At 49.6% G+C, this 18,862-nt stretch carries 13 protein-coding genes; 8 read left to right on the top strand and 5 right to left on the bottom strand.

Annotated elements, in window-relative coordinates; all coding sequences use genetic code 11:
• Positions 1 to 13 precede the first annotated feature (13 nt).
• From AC1XUF_RS01400 to AC1XUF_RS01425, 6 genes are all read left to right on the top strand, one after another.
• Positions 14 to 2,317 carry an arylsulfatase gene (locus tag AC1XUF_RS01400; RefSeq protein WP_483339802.1) on the top strand — a complete coding sequence of 768 codons (2,304 nt, stop codon included), beginning with the start codon at positions 14 to 16 and terminating at the stop codon, positions 2,315 to 2,317.
• 444 nt (positions 2,318 to 2,761) lie between these two features.
• Complete coding sequence (locus AC1XUF_RS01405; protein WP_483339803.1) at positions 2,762 to 3,694, top strand: hypothetical protein; 933 nt, start codon at positions 2,762 to 2,764, stop codon at positions 3,692 to 3,694.
• A gap of 97 nt (positions 3,695 to 3,791) precedes the next feature.
• Positions 3,792 to 5,438 carry an arylsulfatase gene (locus tag AC1XUF_RS01410; protein ID WP_483339805.1) on the top strand — a complete coding sequence of 549 codons (1,647 nt, stop codon included), beginning with the start codon at positions 3,792 to 3,794 and terminating at the stop codon, positions 5,436 to 5,438.
• Positions 5,439 to 5,534: 96 nt separating this feature from the next.
• Positions 5,535 to 6,995, top strand: a complete 1,461-nt coding sequence (locus AC1XUF_RS01415; protein ID WP_483339806.1) for a sulfatase family protein — start codon at positions 5,535 to 5,537, stop codon at positions 6,993 to 6,995.
• A gap of 10 nt (positions 6,996 to 7,005) precedes the next feature.
• Positions 7,006 to 7,911, top strand: a complete 906-nt coding sequence (locus AC1XUF_RS01420) for a sulfatase-like hydrolase/transferase (RefSeq protein ID WP_483339807.1) — start codon at positions 7,006 to 7,008, stop codon at positions 7,909 to 7,911.
• On the top strand, positions 7,887 to 8,450 hold the full coding sequence (locus AC1XUF_RS01425; RefSeq protein ID WP_483339808.1) for a sulfatase/phosphatase domain-containing protein: 564 nt from the start codon (positions 7,887 to 7,889) through the stop codon (positions 8,448 to 8,450). The genes AC1XUF_RS01420 and AC1XUF_RS01425 overlap by 25 nt, the downstream gene beginning before the upstream one ends.
• An 84-nt stretch (positions 8,451 to 8,534) precedes the next feature.
• Here the strand turns inward: AC1XUF_RS01425 and AC1XUF_RS01430 are convergent, their stop codons facing one another.
• The 5 genes from AC1XUF_RS01430 to AC1XUF_RS01450 all read right to left on the bottom strand — a co-directional run bounded on the left by AC1XUF_RS01430 (position 8,535) and on the right by AC1XUF_RS01450 (position 16,590).
• Positions 8,535 to 9,830, bottom strand: coding sequence for a hypothetical protein (locus tag AC1XUF_RS01430; protein ID WP_483339809.1), 1,296 nt, complete (start codon positions 9,828 to 9,830; stop codon positions 8,535 to 8,537).
• Positions 9,831 to 9,949: 119 nt separating this feature from the next.
• Positions 9,950 to 11,371 carry an efflux transporter outer membrane subunit gene (locus AC1XUF_RS01435; RefSeq protein WP_483339810.1) on the bottom strand — a complete coding sequence of 474 codons (1,422 nt, stop codon included), beginning with the start codon at positions 11,369 to 11,371 and terminating at the stop codon, positions 9,950 to 9,952.
• Between the two features lie 35 nt (positions 11,372 to 11,406).
• Complete coding sequence (locus tag AC1XUF_RS01440) at positions 11,407 to 14,580, bottom strand: efflux RND transporter permease subunit (RefSeq protein ID WP_483339811.1); 3,174 nt, start codon at positions 14,578 to 14,580, stop codon at positions 11,407 to 11,409.
• Positions 14,581 to 14,713: 133 nt separating this feature from the next.
• Positions 14,714 to 15,895 (bottom strand): efflux RND transporter periplasmic adaptor subunit, encoded by a 1,182-nt coding sequence (locus AC1XUF_RS01445; RefSeq protein WP_483339812.1) that lies wholly within the window; start codon positions 15,893 to 15,895, stop codon positions 14,714 to 14,716.
• A 95-nt stretch (positions 15,896 to 15,990) separates the two neighbouring features.
• Positions 15,991 to 16,590 carry a TetR/AcrR family transcriptional regulator gene (locus AC1XUF_RS01450; RefSeq protein WP_483339813.1) on the bottom strand — a complete coding sequence of 200 codons (600 nt, stop codon included), beginning with the start codon at positions 16,588 to 16,590 and terminating at the stop codon, positions 15,991 to 15,993.
• A 394-nt stretch (positions 16,591 to 16,984) separates the two neighbouring features.
• Here AC1XUF_RS01450 and AC1XUF_RS01455 point away from each other — a divergent pair, with 394 nt between their 5' ends.
• Positions 16,985 to 17,452 (top strand): hypothetical protein, encoded by a 468-nt coding sequence (locus AC1XUF_RS01455; protein ID WP_483339814.1) that lies wholly within the window; start codon positions 16,985 to 16,987, stop codon positions 17,450 to 17,452.
• Positions 17,453 to 17,461: 9 nt separating this feature from the next.
• Positions 17,462 to 18,850 carry a sulfatase gene (locus tag AC1XUF_RS01460; protein WP_483339815.1) on the top strand — a complete coding sequence of 463 codons (1,389 nt, stop codon included), beginning with the start codon at positions 17,462 to 17,464 and terminating at the stop codon, positions 18,848 to 18,850.
• The last annotated feature ends 12 nt before the right edge of the window (positions 18,851 to 18,862 follow it).

The raw sequence follows: 18,862 nt of genomic DNA on the forward strand, positions 1-18,862 counted from the left end.
ATCTGATATAGAGATGAAACAAGTTTTAATTCCTGTCAAACATTTGCTTGTTGCGATGGTCTTGTTGAGCACAGGCCGGTTTGCAAACGCCCAATACACTCCCGTCCAACCCTACAAGGGCAAGATCGGAAAGACTGTAAAAGAAACCACAGAATCCTGGCCTGAAAAGAAGACGGCCCCGAAAGGCGCGCCAAACGTAGTCTGGATATTGTTGGATGACGTTGGCTATGGAGCGATCAGTACTTTTGGGGGGCTCATCAATACGCCAACGCTTGATAGCCTGGCCAATAATGGTTTGCGTTACACCAATTTTCATACAACCGCCATCTGCGCCCCCACGAGAGCCGCGCTGCTGACCGGTCGGAATGCTCATTCGGCACACATGGGGCTGTTTCCTGAAACCGCCATCGGTACGCCGGGTTATGATGCCCAAATCCCCTTCGAAAAAGCGACTATTGCCGAGATACTCAAAGAAAACGGATATAATACGTTTGCATTGGGAAAATGGCATATCACACCACTTGCCGACCTGACACCCGCCGGGCCGTTTAACCGCTGGCCAACGGGCCGTGGTTTTGAGCAATTTTATGGGTTTCCTTCGAGGGGCAGTATAGATCAGTGGCATCCTGAGCTTTGGGAAGGGACGCAGCGCCAGAAAGATCAGCAGAATGGAAAGCACTTCAACGAATTGATAGCCGACAGAGCGATCAGCTATGTTTCGGGACAAAAGGCGGGGAACCCCGATAAGCCGTTCTTTCTCTACATTGCCACGGGGGCAGGGCACGCGCCTCACCAGGTTGCAAAGGAATGGTCGGACAAGTATAAAGGCAAGTTCGACGGTGGCTGGGACGAATACCGCGAAAAGGTGCTTGCCAATCAGATCAGGCTCGGTGTTGTTCCTAAAAACGCCAAACTGCCCCCCCGAAATCCGGGTGTCAAGGAATGGAGTACGTTGCCTGCGAATGAAAGAAAATTATACGCCCGTTTCTTCGAAAACTATGCGGGTTTTATTGAATATACAGATTATGAGATCGGGCGCGTGATTAAACACTTGAAGGAATCGGGTCAGCTCGAAAATACACTCATTTTTGTCTCAGTTGGCGACAACGGCGCGAGCAAGGAGGGTACTTTTGTGGGAACCGTAAACAATTATGGAGCAGGCATTACCGAGGAACAGCGTTTGAAAAAGAACCTGGAAAATATAGACCTGATCGGTACGGAATTTTCCAAAGTAAACTATCCGCTCGGCTGGGCCGCTGCGACCAATGTCCCGTTCCGCCACTGGAAACAGGACGCCAATGCGGAAGGCGGCACGCACAATCCGCTCATCGTCTTTTATCCGAAAGGAATTAAGGAAAAAGGGGGAATACGTAACCAGTACAGCCACGTCATTGATATTCTGCCCACAACGCTCGAACTGGTCAATGCGAAAATACCAGATCAGATCAACGGCTATAAGCAGGATCCGATTGAAGGCACAAGTCTGGCGTACAGCTTGAATGATCCTACTGCAAAAGACCGTCACACGGTACAGTATTATGAAATCCATGGTTCCCGGGCGATTTATAAGGATGGCTGGAAAGCGGGCTCCCTGCACGTGAAAGGAGAAGATTTCAGTCAGGATAAATGGCAGCTGTACAATCTGAAAGATGATTTCAATGAGATCAATGACCTTGGCGAGCAGCAGCCGGCTAAGTTAAAGGAACTTCGCGCGCTGTTTGATAGTGAAGGCACAAAATACAATGTTTTTCCATTGAAGGATGGGACGCTGGGTTATAATTTGCAGACGGCCTACAAAGATTTGGACCGTGTGGTTTTATATCCCGGTCAGTCGACTATTGTGGATGTAGCAGGGTCTTTTGCGATAAAAAAATCATTCAGTATCGTTGCGGACGTAGCTATTTCGGGGGTAGAAACAGAGGGTGTGCTCTTGTCGCGTGGCGGGTTTGAAGGAGGGCTGAGCTTCTTTGTGCAGAATCAGAAACTGAAATTTGTTTACGCTGTCGGGGACGGCACGAAATACGTGGTCACCTCCGAAAACGCGACTTTGCCCACAGGGAAAGTGCAGCTTAGAGCAGATGTAAAGTACGATCAGGATGGGACGGGCCTGATCAGGCTTTTTGCAAATGATGCGAAGGTTGGCGAATCTAAAATTGAAAAGACAACGGGCTACGTGTATCTGCATGAAGGCGTCAATGTTGGCTTTGATGACCTGACGCCCGTAGCCGACACGTACAAAGTTCCTTTTGCTTTTACGGGAAAAATAGATCGTATCACGATTGATTACAATCCGGGGCAGCAAAGCAGTCTGAAGTAGCAGGTTTAGTTTGAAGCCTGGAAAACTGGACATTCTTCCAGGCTTCCTTTTCGTCTGCGGTGCGTGGAAAGGGTGTCTTCACAGCAGTTGGAATGGGCGGTGCGTTTGGTGTAGCCAATAAGGAGCACACTATGCGAATTTAGAGACGCAGGCTTTCATGGAAACTGGATCCCATGAAAGCCTGCTTTGTTTGTAACAGAAGGTGGACAAAATTTTATTTAATATTGAAAAATTTAAATTTATTGTGTTGACTATTTAGGTTGTATTACTCTTTATGAGGGCTGTAAGCACTTTTTAAATACAACGGATATTAAAAAAGTCACAAATGTTTGATTAAGTATTTTTATTAACTTTACTTTGTCTATAAATTTAGTAGGGTATACTCTGTCGGCCTTCCGCATATATCCTGCGACACTTACGATTTTTCAATTACTGTCTAGCATAATGAAAGCTTTCAAATCCCTATTAATGGCAGCCGGCGTGGCTGTTTTTGCTCATTCGCTCTCCTTTGCGCAGGAATCTTCGCAGGACAAGGTGGTGATTACCGGAGTTCGGTTTGCATATCCACTGGTCGAAAAATGGATCAAGGACTATACGGCAGAGCATCCGAATGCGCAGATTGTCATTGAGTCCAGAACGGTAACTGATCCGGAGAAATACGATCTGCTTATCGAAGCATATGATCAGGAAAGGCTGGTTAAGGAAGGCAGGGAATTCATTTCCATCGGCCGTTACGCGTTGCTTCCTGTTGCGAATGCGAAATCTGCCTTCGCCAAAGTATACGGTGAAAAGGGGCTGGATGAAAAGACGTACAAGCAGGTTTTTTTCCATGACATATATGCGGAAAAAAGCGAGCCGATAACCGTTCCCTTTACTGTTTACACGCGTCTTCAGAAGGCCGGTGCTCCTGTTACATTTGCAAAATTCTTCGGATATGAGCAACAGCAAATTAAAGGCAAATCAATCGCCGGAGCGGATGAACACCTGATTAAAGCACTTTTGAAAGATGAAACCGGCATTACTTATACAGTGCCTGGCCTTGCATTTGACCTGAATTCCAGGAAAGTGGCTGACGGGCTTGCCATCATCCCTGTGGACCTGGACGGAAACGGACGGATTTCCAAAGACGAAAAAGCATTTGAAAACCTGGATCAGGTCATTGGAAAACTCGAAGGCGAAAAAGTGAAAAATGTACCTATCGAATATTTGCACTTCTCAATCGCAAAAAACAACGCAAATCAGGAAGCGAAGAAATTTCTCTTATGGGTGGCGTCTCACGGAGGAGCGGACCTGCATCAGTTTGGTTTTCTGAACGCAGATGCAAAACGTCTTGAAGCTGAAAAGGCGAAACTGGAAAAACTGCTTGCGGTAAAGTAAATCTTCCCGGAAGAATCCTGCCGGGTTTAATGACCGGCAGGATCAAATCGTGCTCAGGTCATCTCTTTTTTTACAGTATAAGACAATTTACGCTCCAATGAAGTTTAAGTTCATGATGATCTTTCTGCTGCTGGGCAGCGTGAAGGTCTCCCTTGCCCAAAAAAAGACAGTACCGGACCAACGTCCCAATATCATCCTGATCATGGTGGACGATCTGGGGTATTCGGATATCGGTGCTTATGGTTCCGAAATCAAGACTCCTAACCTGGACCAACTTGCGGCAGAAGGTATCCGTTTCCGCGAGTTTTATAACAACTCCATTTGCGCCCCCACGCGTGCTTCGCTGATCACCGGCCAGTACCCACACAAAGCCGGGGTTGGTTATTTCAATGTGAACCTGGGCTTGCCGGCTTACCAGGGATATCTCAATAAAGAGTCGCTGACATTTGGCGAAGTGCTGCGCAATGCGGGTTACAGCACGCTTCTGAGCGGAAAATGGCATGTGGGGAATGACAGCCTGGCCTGGCCTAACCAGCGCGGGTTTGACCGGTTTTACGGCTTCATCGATGGCGCCAGCAATTATTATGACATTGGTAAATACGGCAAGGCACCTGCGGTACCGTTGATTGAAAACAACAAAAGGATCACGCTGCCTGCCGACAAATACCTGACCGACGAGATCGCGGACCATGCCATCGGTTTTCTGGATGAGCAGAGCAAAACGGCCAAACCGTTTTTCTTATACCTCGCGTTCAATGCGCCGCACTGGCCATTGCAGGCTCCGGCGGAGGATATTGCTAAATACAAAGGCCGTTACAGCATTGGCTGGGACTCGCTCAGAAAAGAGCGGATTCAGCGGCAGAAGGTCATTGGCATTGCCAGTCCAGGTCAATCCATTGCCGTGAGAGACAGTGAAGTTACGCCCTGGGACAATGTGCCTTTCGACGAAAAACAGCTGTGGCAAACCAAGATGGAGATATACGCGGCTATGGTCGACCGTGTGGACCAGAACATCGGCAAGCTGCGCGAGAAGCTGAAAGCCTTGAAAAAAGACGATAACACGCTCATTATTTTCATTTCTGACAATGGCGCGCAGGGCGGTTATGCCGGCTCCGCACCCCGCAGGCCGCAGCGCAATTCGGGCCCGGCGGGAACGGCTGGCTCTTATGTATACCAGGATCAGCCCTGGGCTTCTGTTTCCAATGTACCGCATGCAAGCTATAAAAACAATATGCACGAGGGAGGCATCAGCGCGCCGTTCATTGCCTGGTTTCCGAAACAGATCAAAGAGGGAAGCATTGTAAAAGGTACGGGCCACCTGATCGATCTTGCGCCTACATTTTACGACTTAGCCAAAGCGACATATCCGGCTTCATTCCAGGGACGTGCGACGAATACGCTTCCGGGTAAAAGCCTTCTGCCGGTGTTGACCGGGACAAAGGAGCAAGTTGAACGCGGAGAGCCTATTTTCTGGGAGCGTGCGGGAAACCGGGCTGTCAGGAAGGGGAATTGGAAGATTGTGTCCACCTATCCTGCTTACAAATGGGAGCTTTACGATCTGGAAAAAGACCGGGGTGAAACGACCGATCTGGCCGCTACGCGGACTGATATTGTCAACGAACTTTCGGCAGACTATTTCCGCTGGGCCGAAAAAACGGGCGTCGTGGATTACGAAAAGATCAAACCTGTCAATCAGATCGGCTCGCCCGCAGCGAGACCCAACAGGCAGGCGGCCAGTTTTTAGCGGATAGCCTTTTTGAAAATGAGGGTTAAACTTATTCCTGAGACAATTAATAAAAGCGAAATGGCACGAAGCTAAAAGCCCATAGGAACCCACACCATGCTGAAAAACATATTGCTCCTGAGCCTCGTCGCTCTTGCAGGTACAGCCCATGCGCAAACAGCGAACAAGGCGTCTCGTCCGAATATCATCTTCATTTACACCGACGACCAGCGCTTTGACGCATTGAGCGTTGTCCAAAAAGAACAGGGAGATAAAGCCAGGTTTCCCTGGTTCACGACGCCGAACATTGACCGGCTGGCCGACGAAGGGGTCAGGTTCAGGAATGCATTTGTGATCAATTCGCTTTGCTCGCCCAGCCGCTCCACCTTGCTCAACAGCCGGTATAACCACCTCAATGGTGTCGCAAACAACCATACCGGACTGGCAGATACGACGGTAACTTACGCTACCGAACTCCGGAAGGCGGGTTATCGGACGGCGTTCTTCGGCAAATGGCATATGGGCAACGAAACCGGCAAGCGGCCGGGGTTTGATTATTCGGCGAGTTTCATCGGACAGGGAAAGTACTTTGACTGCCCCATTGAGGTCAACGGAAAGTCGGAGCCAACCCGGGGCTGGATAGACGACGTTTCGACCACCAATGCGATCGATTATATCCGCGCCAACAAAGACAAGACTTTTTTGGTAGCCCTTGCCTTCAAATCAGGGCATGGGCCGTTTCAGCCGCCGGTACGGCACCAGGATACGTATGCCAAAGTCACTTTAACCGGGCCTGCCAATGAAAGCAACGGTTTTCCATACAAAGGACAGATCGATACCGGCAAGCCCAGCGCGAACGCCGCCAATGCAAGCGGCACGTGGACAGAGAAAAACGAGCAGCGGATCAGGAATTATTTCGGAGCATTGAAAGGCGTTGATGAAAACGTCGGCAGGATACTCAAAACACTTGATTCGCTTCATCTGGATCAGAACACCGTCGTGATTTTTTCCAGCGACAACGGGTTTTTCTTTGGGGAACACGGCCTGGGGGATAAGCGGGCCGCCTATGAGGAGTCGATCAGGATACCTTTGCTGGTCCGTTATCCGGCCCGTTTTCCAAAAGGCAAGAAGATAGACAAGATCGTGCTGAACCTGGATGCGGCGCCCTCTTTTCTGGATCTGGCTGGGATCAAAGCACCGGCCTCATTTCAGGGAAAAAGCTGGGTGCCATTGGTTGAGGATAGAGCGAAGGATTGGCGTACGTCATTTCTGTATGAATATTTTTACGAAAATGGCTATGCGACACCTACCATCAAAGCGATCCGCACGGAAAAGAGCAAGCTGATCCTCTATCCTGGAGAAGAGGGCTGGTCGGAGCTCTACGACCTTGAAAAAGATCCGGGGGAAAGCTCGAATTTATATCATGCCAAAGAGGGTGAAAAGCTGAAGAATCAACTCCAGACAGAACTGACCAAACAGGAAAAAGCAGTGGGGTATGTCAACCCCGATTTCGCTGACCCCAGACCGGTTGATGAAAACGGCAAATATGTTCGTCCCAAGAAGCAGGTGATCCCTTAATGGTCTTAGGATGATGTTTACAAAAAAGATGTCCGGCTACCTGAACCGCATTACAGCGCTTTGTTTCTTGCTTGGCAGCGCGTTCCCTCTTTTCGCAATTGGCAAAAAACCAAATGTGCTTTTCATCATCGTCGATGATTTGCGACCCGCTTTGGGTTGTTACGGCGATCGTCTTGCCTACTCGCCTCATATAGATGCGCTGGCAAAAACCGGTGTGGTTTTCAAACGGGCATATTGCCAGGAAGCGGTATGCTCACCCTCACGTACCTCCATTCTAACCGGGCTTCGCCCCGATCAGACGCGCGTCTGGGGACTGAAAAGCCTGTTTCGGGAGACGATTCCGACGGCAGTTACGCTTCCGCAGTATTTTAGACAGCATGGCTACATCACGGCGCAGGCAGGCAAAATATTTCACGACCCGGCTTCCCACCAGGACAGCGTTTCCTGGTCGGGACCGGTACGATATAATATCACCCAAAATTTGAAAGGCCACAAATACGTACTGGACGAAAACCTGTCAGGCGGGAAAGGCGCATCAACAGAAAGGCAGCCGGTCGCGGACAGTGCTTATATCGACGGAAAAGTGGCAGACGCTTCGATCGAGATACTGCGGCAAATTTCGGCAAAGCCCTTTTTCCTGGCCGTAGGTTTCAGGCGGCCCCACTTACCTTTTACTGCTCCGGAACCATACTGGCAACGATTCGATCAAACAGTGTTCCCGATACCTGAGCGTGTCCGGCCCAAAAACGCCCCACCATTGCATTTCATCGTTCACAGGAATTACGTGGATACGGGGACATTGGCCAGGAATCTATCTCAGAACAAGTTGCCAGAAATCTTTGGCAGGGTTACTATGCGGCAGTCAGTTATACAGACGCGCAAATCGGCAAGGTGCTTGCCGAACTGGACCGTTTAAAGCTTTGCGACAATACGATCATAGTTCTTCTGGCTGACCATGGCTACCATTTGGGAGAGCAGGACCAATGGTCCAAATCTACCAATTTCGAAAACGCAGTACGAGTACCTCTGATCATTTCAGCACCAGGAGTGAGCAAGCCGGCGGCCTGCGACGCCATTGTTGAACTGATAGATCTATACCCAACCCTGGCTGAACTTTGCGGGCTTCCCGGCAGAGAAGGGTTGCAGGGTGAAAGTCTGGTGAAACTTCTTAAAAATCCCAATGCGCCATCCAAAGGCCTTGCGCTCAGTCAGTTTATCCGCCCTTATGAGGCCTTGCAAAATGAAAGCCGGATTCAGAGCATGGGTTATTCCCTGAGGGCCGACCGTTACCGATATACGGAGTGGTACCGTTTCCAAACGGATTCTCTGATTGCCTCCGAACTTTACGATCATTTGAAAGATCCAGCGGAAACCAGGAATGTGTATGCTGAGGCTTCCGCTGGTTTATTGGATTCGCTTCACAGGGAGCTGGGGACTTTGATTGGAGGGAAATAAGCCTGTACGGGCGAGATTGAAAGCAGTCTTATTACCACCAGGAAGCGGAGTACCGATATCCGGCGTTTTCATCCCGACTGGCACCTACACATCGCGAACTTTACGGAAGATCCTTCTGAGTATTTCTGTTGATTCTGTAATTTTTAAATCCCAGTATTTGGTGTGGGTAGTGAAAGGTACTTTGTTCCAAAACGACTTGGGAAGATTCACCTCAAAATCGCGGATACCAGAACCCAATTCGGATGCGAGCGGTCCCCCGATCCAGTCGTTCCCAAAATAGATATTGGTCCATTGTGTTTCAGCAAAGCACGCGGCATGATTGAGGTTCAGAAGATTTCTCGGGGCCTTGGGGCTTCGGTCGTATTGAAAATCGAATGCAAAGTGGTGATCATAGATATCCAGTTGCGGAGGACAGGTGGGCAACTCCCGCTGCGTTTTTTTTAGCTCAAATTCAGCTTCATCTTTGCCAAAAAGCATCATGCCGTGCGTCAGAGGCGAGCCCGCTGTGATAAAATGGCTGACCCTCCACTGATTTCCCAGTTCTTTAAATTCTTCAAATACTTTCTGCTGCAAGTTTTGATAACCATCTTCTTCGTGGTCCGGATGGATTACTTCGCGGAGTTCTTTTAACTGGGGCTGCTCAATGTCGTCGGGAATATTTGCGTATTTCTGATTGTACGAAGAAAACAGGCTGGTCAGCATATCATAAGCCACTATACTGCCAAGGCTGTGACCTACAACAATAATCTCCTTATATCTGCTTTTGCCACTCGGATTCTGCTTTTTATGTAAGTTGTCGAGCAGCAGTATCCCTGCATCCCGGATCTTTGCCCTGCAGGCTATGTTTTCGGGAGAAGCGACTGTATATTTCAGTACATCACCCAGGCTGCCCGTCACAATGCCCACCAGGGTGTTCGATGCAAGCGATAAAAGCGATTTGGCGATATAAAAAATGAACGCAGCAGACACTACGGTGGCTACTGCGTTTTCAATGTCGTGTTTAAAATATTTCATATACACCACGACCAGTGCGATCAGAAGTATGACGACCGCGCCAATGGACAGGCGTACCGGCCAAATGTGTTCAGCCAGTCGCTTGGAGGGCTTTTTAAAAAACAGGAGTTCAAAGGCCCACTTTAAAACCGCCAAGATGCCAGGCTCCTCTACAAGATGCGCCCAATAGTATTCGTAAAAGTCATATCCGCTTGACTTGAAACTTAACCTTCGGGTTTCCCGGTCGTCGGTGATCCGGTTGGGGCTGCTGAATAATGTAGAGTCATCGGGTTGCAGGGCTTTCACAAAACCCCTTAACGTATCCATTGGATATTGGTTGCCCATTCCATGCACGACGACGACGGCAATACGGTCCTGGTTTCTCATTCAGTGGAGAGTTATCATGTCAAATTCTGTTCATCCGTTGCGAATGATTGCAACCAGGGAAAATAACAAAATTTTAGATGACAGGAGCCACAAAAATGAAACAGGTTGCTTGCATTCAATTACTTCCAGCCACCCCCCAGGCTCCTGTACAAATCCACCCTCGCTACCAGCGACTGGCTGCGAATAAATGCCAGGTTCAGCTCGGCCTGCAATGCATTGCCTTGCGCCGTGATCACTTCCAGGTAGTTGGCCATGTCGCTTTTATAGAGCAACTGCGCATTGGTGATGGCCTGTTGCAGGATCGTTACCTGGTTGCCTGCGATTGCCTCCTGTTCTTTTAGCTTTTGGGTTTGGACCAATGTATTGGAAACTTCGCCGATTGCATTCAGTACCGACTGGCGGAATGCGATCACCGATTGTTCGCGCTGGATCTTCGCGACTTCGTAGTTGGTTTTCAGCTGCCGCCTCGCAAAAATCGGTCTGGCAATCGTTCCGGCAGCTATGCCGAATAGGGAGCCCGGAATATTGAACCAGTTGCTCGATTTAAAGGACTCAATACCGCCGCTAGCCGAAATGATCAGCGACGGGTACATGCTCGCGTGGGCTACACCCAACTGTGCATTGGCGATCAGGACCGACATTTCGGCTTGCCGGACGTCGGGGCGGCGGCTCACCAATGCGGCGGGGACGCCGGTAGCGAGGCTGTCGTCCGATTTGAAATCCGCCAAACTAACTTTTCTGGCAATGCTGTCGGGCATCTGGCCGGTCAGTAACTGCAATGCATTTTCCTGAATGGCAATGTCCTGTTCCAACTGCGGGATTAGTAGCGCAATGGATTCCCGCTGTGCTTCGGATTGCTGGATGGAAAGGGAGGTAACCTCGCCCGCGTCTTTCAGCAAACGGGTGATTTTCAATGTATTGTCGCTCAATTCCAGGTTGCCTTTAGCAATTTCCAGTTGTTTGTCGAGCATCAGCAAATTGAAAAACCCTTTGGCAATATCTGCCACGAGCTTGGTTTTCACGGCTTTGCTGGCTTCGTAGGTTTGCAGGTACTGACCAAGTGTCGCTTGCTGCTGCCTCCGGATCTTGCCCCAGATATCGGCTTCCCAGCTCAGGTTCACGCCTGCGATATAGTTCTCGATGTGTTTGGAACCCAGAAAATTACTGGCGCTGATCCCGTTCAAACTATTGCTCGACGGACGGTTATACTGCCCGGCGATCTGTAAATCCAGTCTTGGAAATTGCAAAAACCTCGCCTGCTTTACCTGCTGCTGCGCAATATCAATGCGTTTCAATGCCAATTGGAGGTCGTAATTGTAAGTCATTCCCCGATCGATGAGCCTTTGCAGGGTTGTGTCCGGGAAGAAATTTTTCCACTCTATATCAGCCACCGTCGCGGTATCAGCGAAAGTGGCATTGCGGTATTGGGCGGGCAGGCTTAGTTCGGGGCGCTGGTAATCTTTGGTCACCTTGCAGGACGAAATCACCATCGTCAAAAGCAGGAAACCCAGGAAATGCTGAAAATCTATTTTGTTTTTCATGTATCTGTTTCTTGATTTTTTAAGGAGTCTGTGGTTCAAAGAAGCTGTGACTTCGTCAGCTCTTCATGAGCCCGCAATTCTTTGGACTTACCCACCACTCGTTCCTGTAAATATTGAAATATCACATACAGTACGGGAATAACAAATATCCCGAAGATCACGCCGGTAAGCATGCCGCCCACTGCGCCCGTACCAATGGAACGGTTACCCAGCGCGGAGCCCCCAGTGGCCCTCATCAATGGCACCAGACCAACGATAAAAGCAAACGAGGTCATCAGGATCGGCCTTAGCCGGAGCCGCGAAGCTTCGAGCGCCGACTCCACAATGGACATACCCGCACGCCGGCGCTGCACCGCATATTCGATGATCAGGATTGCGTTTTTGGCCAAAAGACCAATTAACATGATCAGGCCGACCTGTACGTAAATGTTATTTTCAATGCCTGTGAGATTGATAAACAGCATGACCCCGAAAACACCCAGCGGAATGGTGAAAATCACCGCGAAAGGCAGGATATAGCTTTCATATTGGGCTGCCAGCAGGAAGTATACAAACACAAGGCTCAATACAAAAATCAACAGGATCTGTGAACCCGCATTGATCTCTTCCCGGGTCATGCCGGTCCATTCGGTACGGTAGTTATTGGGAAGTACCTCGGCAGCGGTTTCTTTCACAGCCCGGATCGCATCCCCGGTACTGTAGCCTGGCTTGGGTATTCCGTTGATCGCCACGGCATTGTACAGGTTGTTACGGGTAACGGTTTCAGGGCCAAATACCCTTTTTAAAGTGACCAGTGAATTGGCCGGTACCATTTCCCCTTGCGTATTCTTCACATAAATATTGTTCAGAGACGATGGGTTTGCACGGTAGGACGCATCCGCCTGGGCCATTACCCTGTAATATTTACCAAAGCGGTTGAAATCCGAGACAAAACTGCTGCCGTAATAAATCTGTAAAGTTTGAAGCAACTCGTTAACAGGTACATTCAGCTGTTTTGCTTTGGCATTGTCGATTTCCAGCAGGTATTGCGGGTTTGCTGTGGCAAAGGTGGTAAATGCGTAGGCGATCTCTTTTTTCTGCATCAAAGCGCCCAGGAACTTATTGGTAGTCGCGCTCAGCTTTTCCAGCGATCCATTCCCCCGGTCTTGCAGCATGAATTCAAACCCGCTGACATTACCGAATCCGTCTACCGTCGGGAATGTGAAGAAAAATGCATTGGCATCGTTTACGGCCCGCACTTTCTGTGACATCATGCCCACGATCTGATTAAAGTCCTGTACCTCGCCACGTTCTGCCTTGGGTTTCATTCTTATAAAACCCACTCCATAGGGCGATGCATTGGAATTGGAAATGATGTTCATCCCCTCCACAATGTAGCGCTGCTCGGCGATAGGGGAGTTTTTTACGATGCTATCCACCTGCGCCATCGCCTTGTGCGTACGGTCGAGTGAGCTGCCCGGAGGTGTGTTGAGCGCATACAACAGAAAACCCTGGTCTTCTGTCGGGATAAAACCGGTCGGGGTTTTCAAGGTAAGCCAGAGTGTCGACCCTGTGATGACGACCAGGCCCAAAATGGTTACCCATTTGGCGCGGACCAGGAATTGCAGGCTCTTGACATATTTGTTAGTCATGGTCTGAAAGCCCGTATTAAACGCGGCAAAAAACCTTGCTCCGAAACCCTTGCGTACCACATGGCCATTTGCGTCGGTTGTATGCGGGTTTTTCAGGAACAATGCACAGAGTGCCGGGCTGAGTGTCAGGGCGTTCAAGGCCGAAATCAAAATGGCGATGGCGAGCGTGAAGGCGAACTGCCGGTAAAATACCCCCGCCGGTCCCTGCATAAACCCGACCGGTACGAATACTGCGGCCATGACCAAAGTGATGGAAATGATTGCACCGGAAATCTCATTCATGGATTCGATGGTGGCAGGCCTGGCGGCCAGATGCGTCAATTCCATTTTGGAGTGCACGGCCTCGACGACGACAATGGCATCATCGACGACAATCCCGATTGCGAGCACCAATGCAAAGAGCGTCAGGAAGTTGATCGTAAAGCCAAACAACTGCATAAAGAAAAACGTACCAACAATGGCCACAGGCACTGCAATCGCCGGGATAAGCGTGGAGCGGAAATCTTGCAAAAAGATGAAAACCACAATGAAAACCAATACAAAGGCTTCCAGCAAAGTGGTACGCACCTGACCGATGGAGTCGTCCAAAAAGTCTTTGGAGTTGTACATAATGGTCGTTTTCACGCCTTTGGGCAATGATTTTGAAAAATCGTCCAGCAATGCTTCGGCTTGTATCAGGATGTCGTTGGCGTTCGTACCGGCAGTCTGGAAAACGGCGACACCGGACGACGGGTGACCATTGAGTTTACCATTGGAAGAGTAGGTGTAGGACCCGAATTCCACCCGCGCCAGGTCTTTCAGGCGGATTACCGAACCGTCGCTGTTGGCTTTGATAATGATATCCTCATATTCTTTGTTCTGCGTGAGCTTCCCTTTGTATTTCAAAACGTATTCAAAGACTTCCGTGCTGCTTTCTCCCAGACGGCCCGGCGCGGCTTCGAGGCTTTGCTCGCGGATTGCGCTGGTTACTTCCTGGGGGGATAATCCGTATGCTGCAAGGCGGTCAGGTTTCAGCCAGATCCGCATCGAATAGTCGCGCGTCCCGAACGGCTGTGCCTGTCCTACCCCGGGAATACGCTGCAACTGCGGTACGAGGTTGATCTTGATATAGTTCAGCAAAAAAGTTTCGTCATAGGTACTGTCTTCACTCGACAGCGCCACGAACATGATGATACTGTTCTGCTGCTTCTGCGTGGAAATACCGGCCTGCACCACTTCCTGGGGGATCTGGCTTACTGCCTTTGAAACACGGTTCTGGACGTTCACGGCAGCGATATCCGGATCGGTACCCTGTTTGAAATAAACGTTCAAAGCCATGGTGCCGTCATTATTGGACGAAGAGGTCATGTAGGTCATGTTTTCCACGCCATTCACCGCCTCTTCGATCGGCGTGGCTACCGCACGGGCCACCACTTCGGCATTCGCGCCCGGGTACACCGCTGTTACCTGCACGGTAGGTGGGGCGATATCGGGGAATTTGGTAATCGGTAAAGTTGTGAGCGAGATGATCCCCAGCAGCAGTATCAGGATAGAGATCACCGTCGAAAGGACAGGCCTTTCTATGAATTTTTGAAACATACAGGTTGCGTTTTACCCCGCGTAGGGTATGGTGTTGACTTTTTTGTTGGGCAAACGGATAACAGCCATAGCATCATTTCGCAATGCTATGTTGCTGAAATCCTGGTGTATTATCAAATAGCGGGCGTCCCGGTCAAATCGGATTGGCCAGCAGCAGGCTATCCATTGACATCTTCTGCGGGACGATGGACATGCCGTCGCGCAGCCTGTCAAGCCCATTGTATACGATTTTTTCGCCCGGTTTCAGCCCTTTGGATATCAGGTAATAACGTCCGCTTCTGTCGGAAACTGTCACGGGGCGCCCTTCCACTTTGTTGCTGTCGAGGACGGTGTAAACAAACACTTTGTCCTGCAATTCGAACGTCGCTTCCTGCGGGATCAGCACTGATTTCACGAGCTCGCGTGGTATCCGCACTCTACCGGTATTGCCTGAACGCAGCAGTCCGTTCACATTCGGGAAGGTGGCGCGAAAGTGGATGGCGCCCATGGTTTTGTCAAACTGGCCTTCTACAATTTCGACCTTTCCCTTTTGCGGGTACACACTGTTATCGGCCAGCAAAAGTTCCACGGGAGGAATTTGTTTGATCTTCTGCTCCACTGTGTTTCCGGGGAACTGATTTTTGAATTGCAGGAAATCCAGCTCGCTCATGGAAAAATAGACGTGGATATCCTTCGTTTCGGACAGCACTGTCAGCGCCTCCATGGTGCCTTTTCCAACCAGACTGCCGGTTTTAAAAGGGATCGTGCCAATATAACCATCCGCAGGTGCCTTGATAGAGGTGTACCCAATATTGATCCTGGCTGCATCTACAGCAGCCTGAGCCTGGGATACATTGGCTTTGGCAGCATCCTGGGCGGCTTTTGCCGATTTGAGCTGCACATCCGACACGACATTGTTGGCAACAAGCGGAGTAAGTTTATCCACATTGATAGAAGCACTTTCCAAGGCAGCTTTTGCCGAGTTCAGGCTGGCAGTCGCGGTATTCAGTTGTTCGGCATAGGGACGGGCATCGATGTGGAACAAAACCTGTCCCTTGTGGACGTAGGCGCCCTCATCTACGGAAATCTTATCAAGATAACCGTCTACCTGCGGGCGGATCTCGATATCGCGGCTACCCTGGATGGACGCAGTAAACTCTCTGTGTGCAGTCACCTGGTGGTCACTTACCGTGAGCACGGGCAACGATTGCGCAGGCATGGCTGTAGCCGGGGCGTCGGCATTGGAAGATCCGCAGCTGTAGATGGCTGCGGGCACTGTGGCGAGTAAAAAAAACGCAATAAGCCGTCGGAGTGAATTAAAAAGAGCGCTTTTCATGGATGTTGAAGGTACTTTTTGTGGTGAGAAATAGACAATTAAGAATGGATAGCGTGGTTATTATTACTAACGGTGTTAGCTTATTTTTAAAAAAATTATAAGTTTTTAATGAATGCTTCTACGGTATCATCCATTACTTTCTTGTTCATGGTGGTGTCGTCGATGTCGGAGCAGCGCATCATCACAATGGAGATCAGCCCGTGCAGCACCGACCAGAATGCGTAGATTTTAAAGCAGGTTTCGTCATCGGTGGATTGCTTGTTTTTGACGATCCCTTCAATGGCTTCTCCGATATAATCCCGGAAGCAATTGAATTCTGGCTTGATCTTCCCAGCCCCTGAACAAGGCATGCCCAGTCCGTACATCAGCTGATAATACTCGGGATTTTTAAAGGCAAAGTTCCAGTAGGTCTCTGCATGGGCTTTCAGCCGCTCGGCCGGATCAGGGTATTTTCTTTTGTTTTTTTCCAGCGTTCGTTCCAGTAACCTGAAACCATCCAAAGAAAGTTCAAACAGAATGGCTTCTTTATTTTCGAAGTGATCATAAATGACCGGGACGCTGTACTCGATAGCGTCCGCTATCTTCCGAATGGACAGGGATTGCCAGCCTTCATCCTTGACCTGCTGCAATGCAACAGACAGGATGGTGGTCCGCATGTTTTCCTTTTGCCTGATCCTTCTTTCCAGAATACCCATTTGAATCCGATTTTCACCTAACGGTGTTAGCAAAGGTAAGGGCGCTTTTTGATTTTGTCAAGCGGAAATTCTGACTAATCGTCGATAATTCCGACAATGACCAGGCCGAATGCATAATTCCGCGGAAAAAAGAACCCTGAAAGCACCACTTTACCGTTCCCAAAACCGGTTGAGGTACCTGAGGGGAATTGCCCAGAAAATGTTGGCCCCGCATTTGGAACATCTGTGTTTTGCCCTAAGTACGATTTCAATCGAGAGCGCAGACCGTGGGCTGCCGGGTAGCGGTAATGAATATAAAAATATATTTAATCTATTGATTTAGTAGTTTATTTGATGTTCTTTTGTGACCAACATATTTCCCGGCTTTTCTATCTGAACTAATACCTGCATAACGATGATCAGGAAAATTTACCTTGTTCTTACATTCGTAACGATAACCATCTTATCCACTTTCGCACAGGGCGACGGCACGCATCAACTGGCCGCTCCGGAGGCAGCCAAAATCAATGAGGTACTCGACGCTTACCTGAGCACTTTCAATGCGAAAGACCTGAAAGGGTGGGAGAGGACCTATCATTTTCCGCATTACCGGCTGGCCAGCGGCAAAATGTCGGTACTGGAAAGAGCAGGTTTGAGGGACTCTGCTCATGTGTTTGGACCGCTTATCAGGGCGGGTTGGGATTACAGTAAATGGGACCACCGGAACATCATCCAGGCCTCGGACAATAAGGTACATGTGGACACGAAATTTACCCGTTACCGTAAGGATGGTAGTGTGGTGGCTTCTTACGAAAGCCTCTACGTACTTACCAAGGAAGATGGCAGGTGGGCGGTAAAGTTGAGATCCAGTTTTGCAGAATAAAGCTCGGGTATGAACACAAAATTTTACCTGATCGCCGCGCTGACCTTTCTGCTCCGATATACCAGCTCGGGTCAAAATGCGAAGCCCAACATCGTTTTCATTATGGCGGACGATCTGGGTTATACAGATCTTTCCTGCTACGGAAATCCGTACCACAGGACTCCACATATCGATTCGCTGGCGCGGAATGGGCTCAAATTTACCCAGGCATATTCCGCATGCCCGGTGTGCTCACCGTCGCGGGCGGCGATCATGACCGGCAAATACCCGGCACGCCTGCACCTCACTAACTTCATTGCCGGGGACAGAAAAGATCCCGCCTCGCCCGTGCTGCCTGCCAAGTGGACTAAATACCTGCCGTCGTCCGAGACAACTCTTGCCGAGGTGCTTCAAAAACAAGGTTATGCAACCGGCATAGTGGGGAAATGGCATCTGGGAACTGCGGATTCTACTTCTCCTTCAAACCAAGGATTTGATTACGACCGGGTGATTGGCAAGAATGGGCTGGATTACTACAATTATTCGATTACCGCCAAAGGTAAAACTGTTTTCGAGGATCAGGGGCAACATTATCTGACCGACAAGCTCACCGATTACGCGGTGGAATACATTCAGGAAAACAAATCGAAACCTTTTTTCCTGTACCTTACTTACTCGGCGCCGCACGTCATGCTGATCCCGCGTGCCGACAAGCTGAATTATTATTTTTTGAACTACGCAAAGCACCAGGGAAAATTCAACCCTAATTATGGGGCTATGCTCGAAAGTCTGGACGATGGCGTAGGCCGGGTCGTGAAGCAGCTTGCCGAAAGCCATTTGCTTGAAAACACCATCATTGTTTTCACATCCGACAACGGTGGCCTCGGACTTGCCGAACTCGGGCCGGTACCGACGAACCTGGAACCATTGCGAAAATGGAAAGGCCATATTTACGAAGGGGGAATCCGCGTGCCGCTGATTTTTTCCTGGAAGGGAAAGATCCCCGCCAATACCGTCACGGGCAGTTATGTGATCGGTACCGACTACTTGTCCACCTTCGGCGAACTTTTAAAAATAAGCGGCTTCAGAGCACCTGCCGACGGACAAAGCTTTTACAATCTACTGAGGGACCCGACAAAACCACTGGACCGCGGACCTGTTTACTGGCATTATCCGCATTTCAGTAACCAGGAAGGCCGGCCGGCCGGGGCGATCCGTAGCGGCGATTTCAAGCTAGTGGAATCGTATGAAACTGGTAAAACGGAGCTTTTCAATCTAAAAAATGATATCGGCGAAACAACAGACCTGTCTGCTTCCAATCCCGATAAAGCCAGGGAACTGCTTCAAGCGCTGCAGGCCTGGCGCAAGGCAGTAAAAGCCAATATGCCCGAACCCAACCCGGACTTTCGTAAGAAATAATCATTCTCAGAA

It is taken from the genome of Dyadobacter sp. HNCC25DJ185 (genome assembly GCF_056895195.1).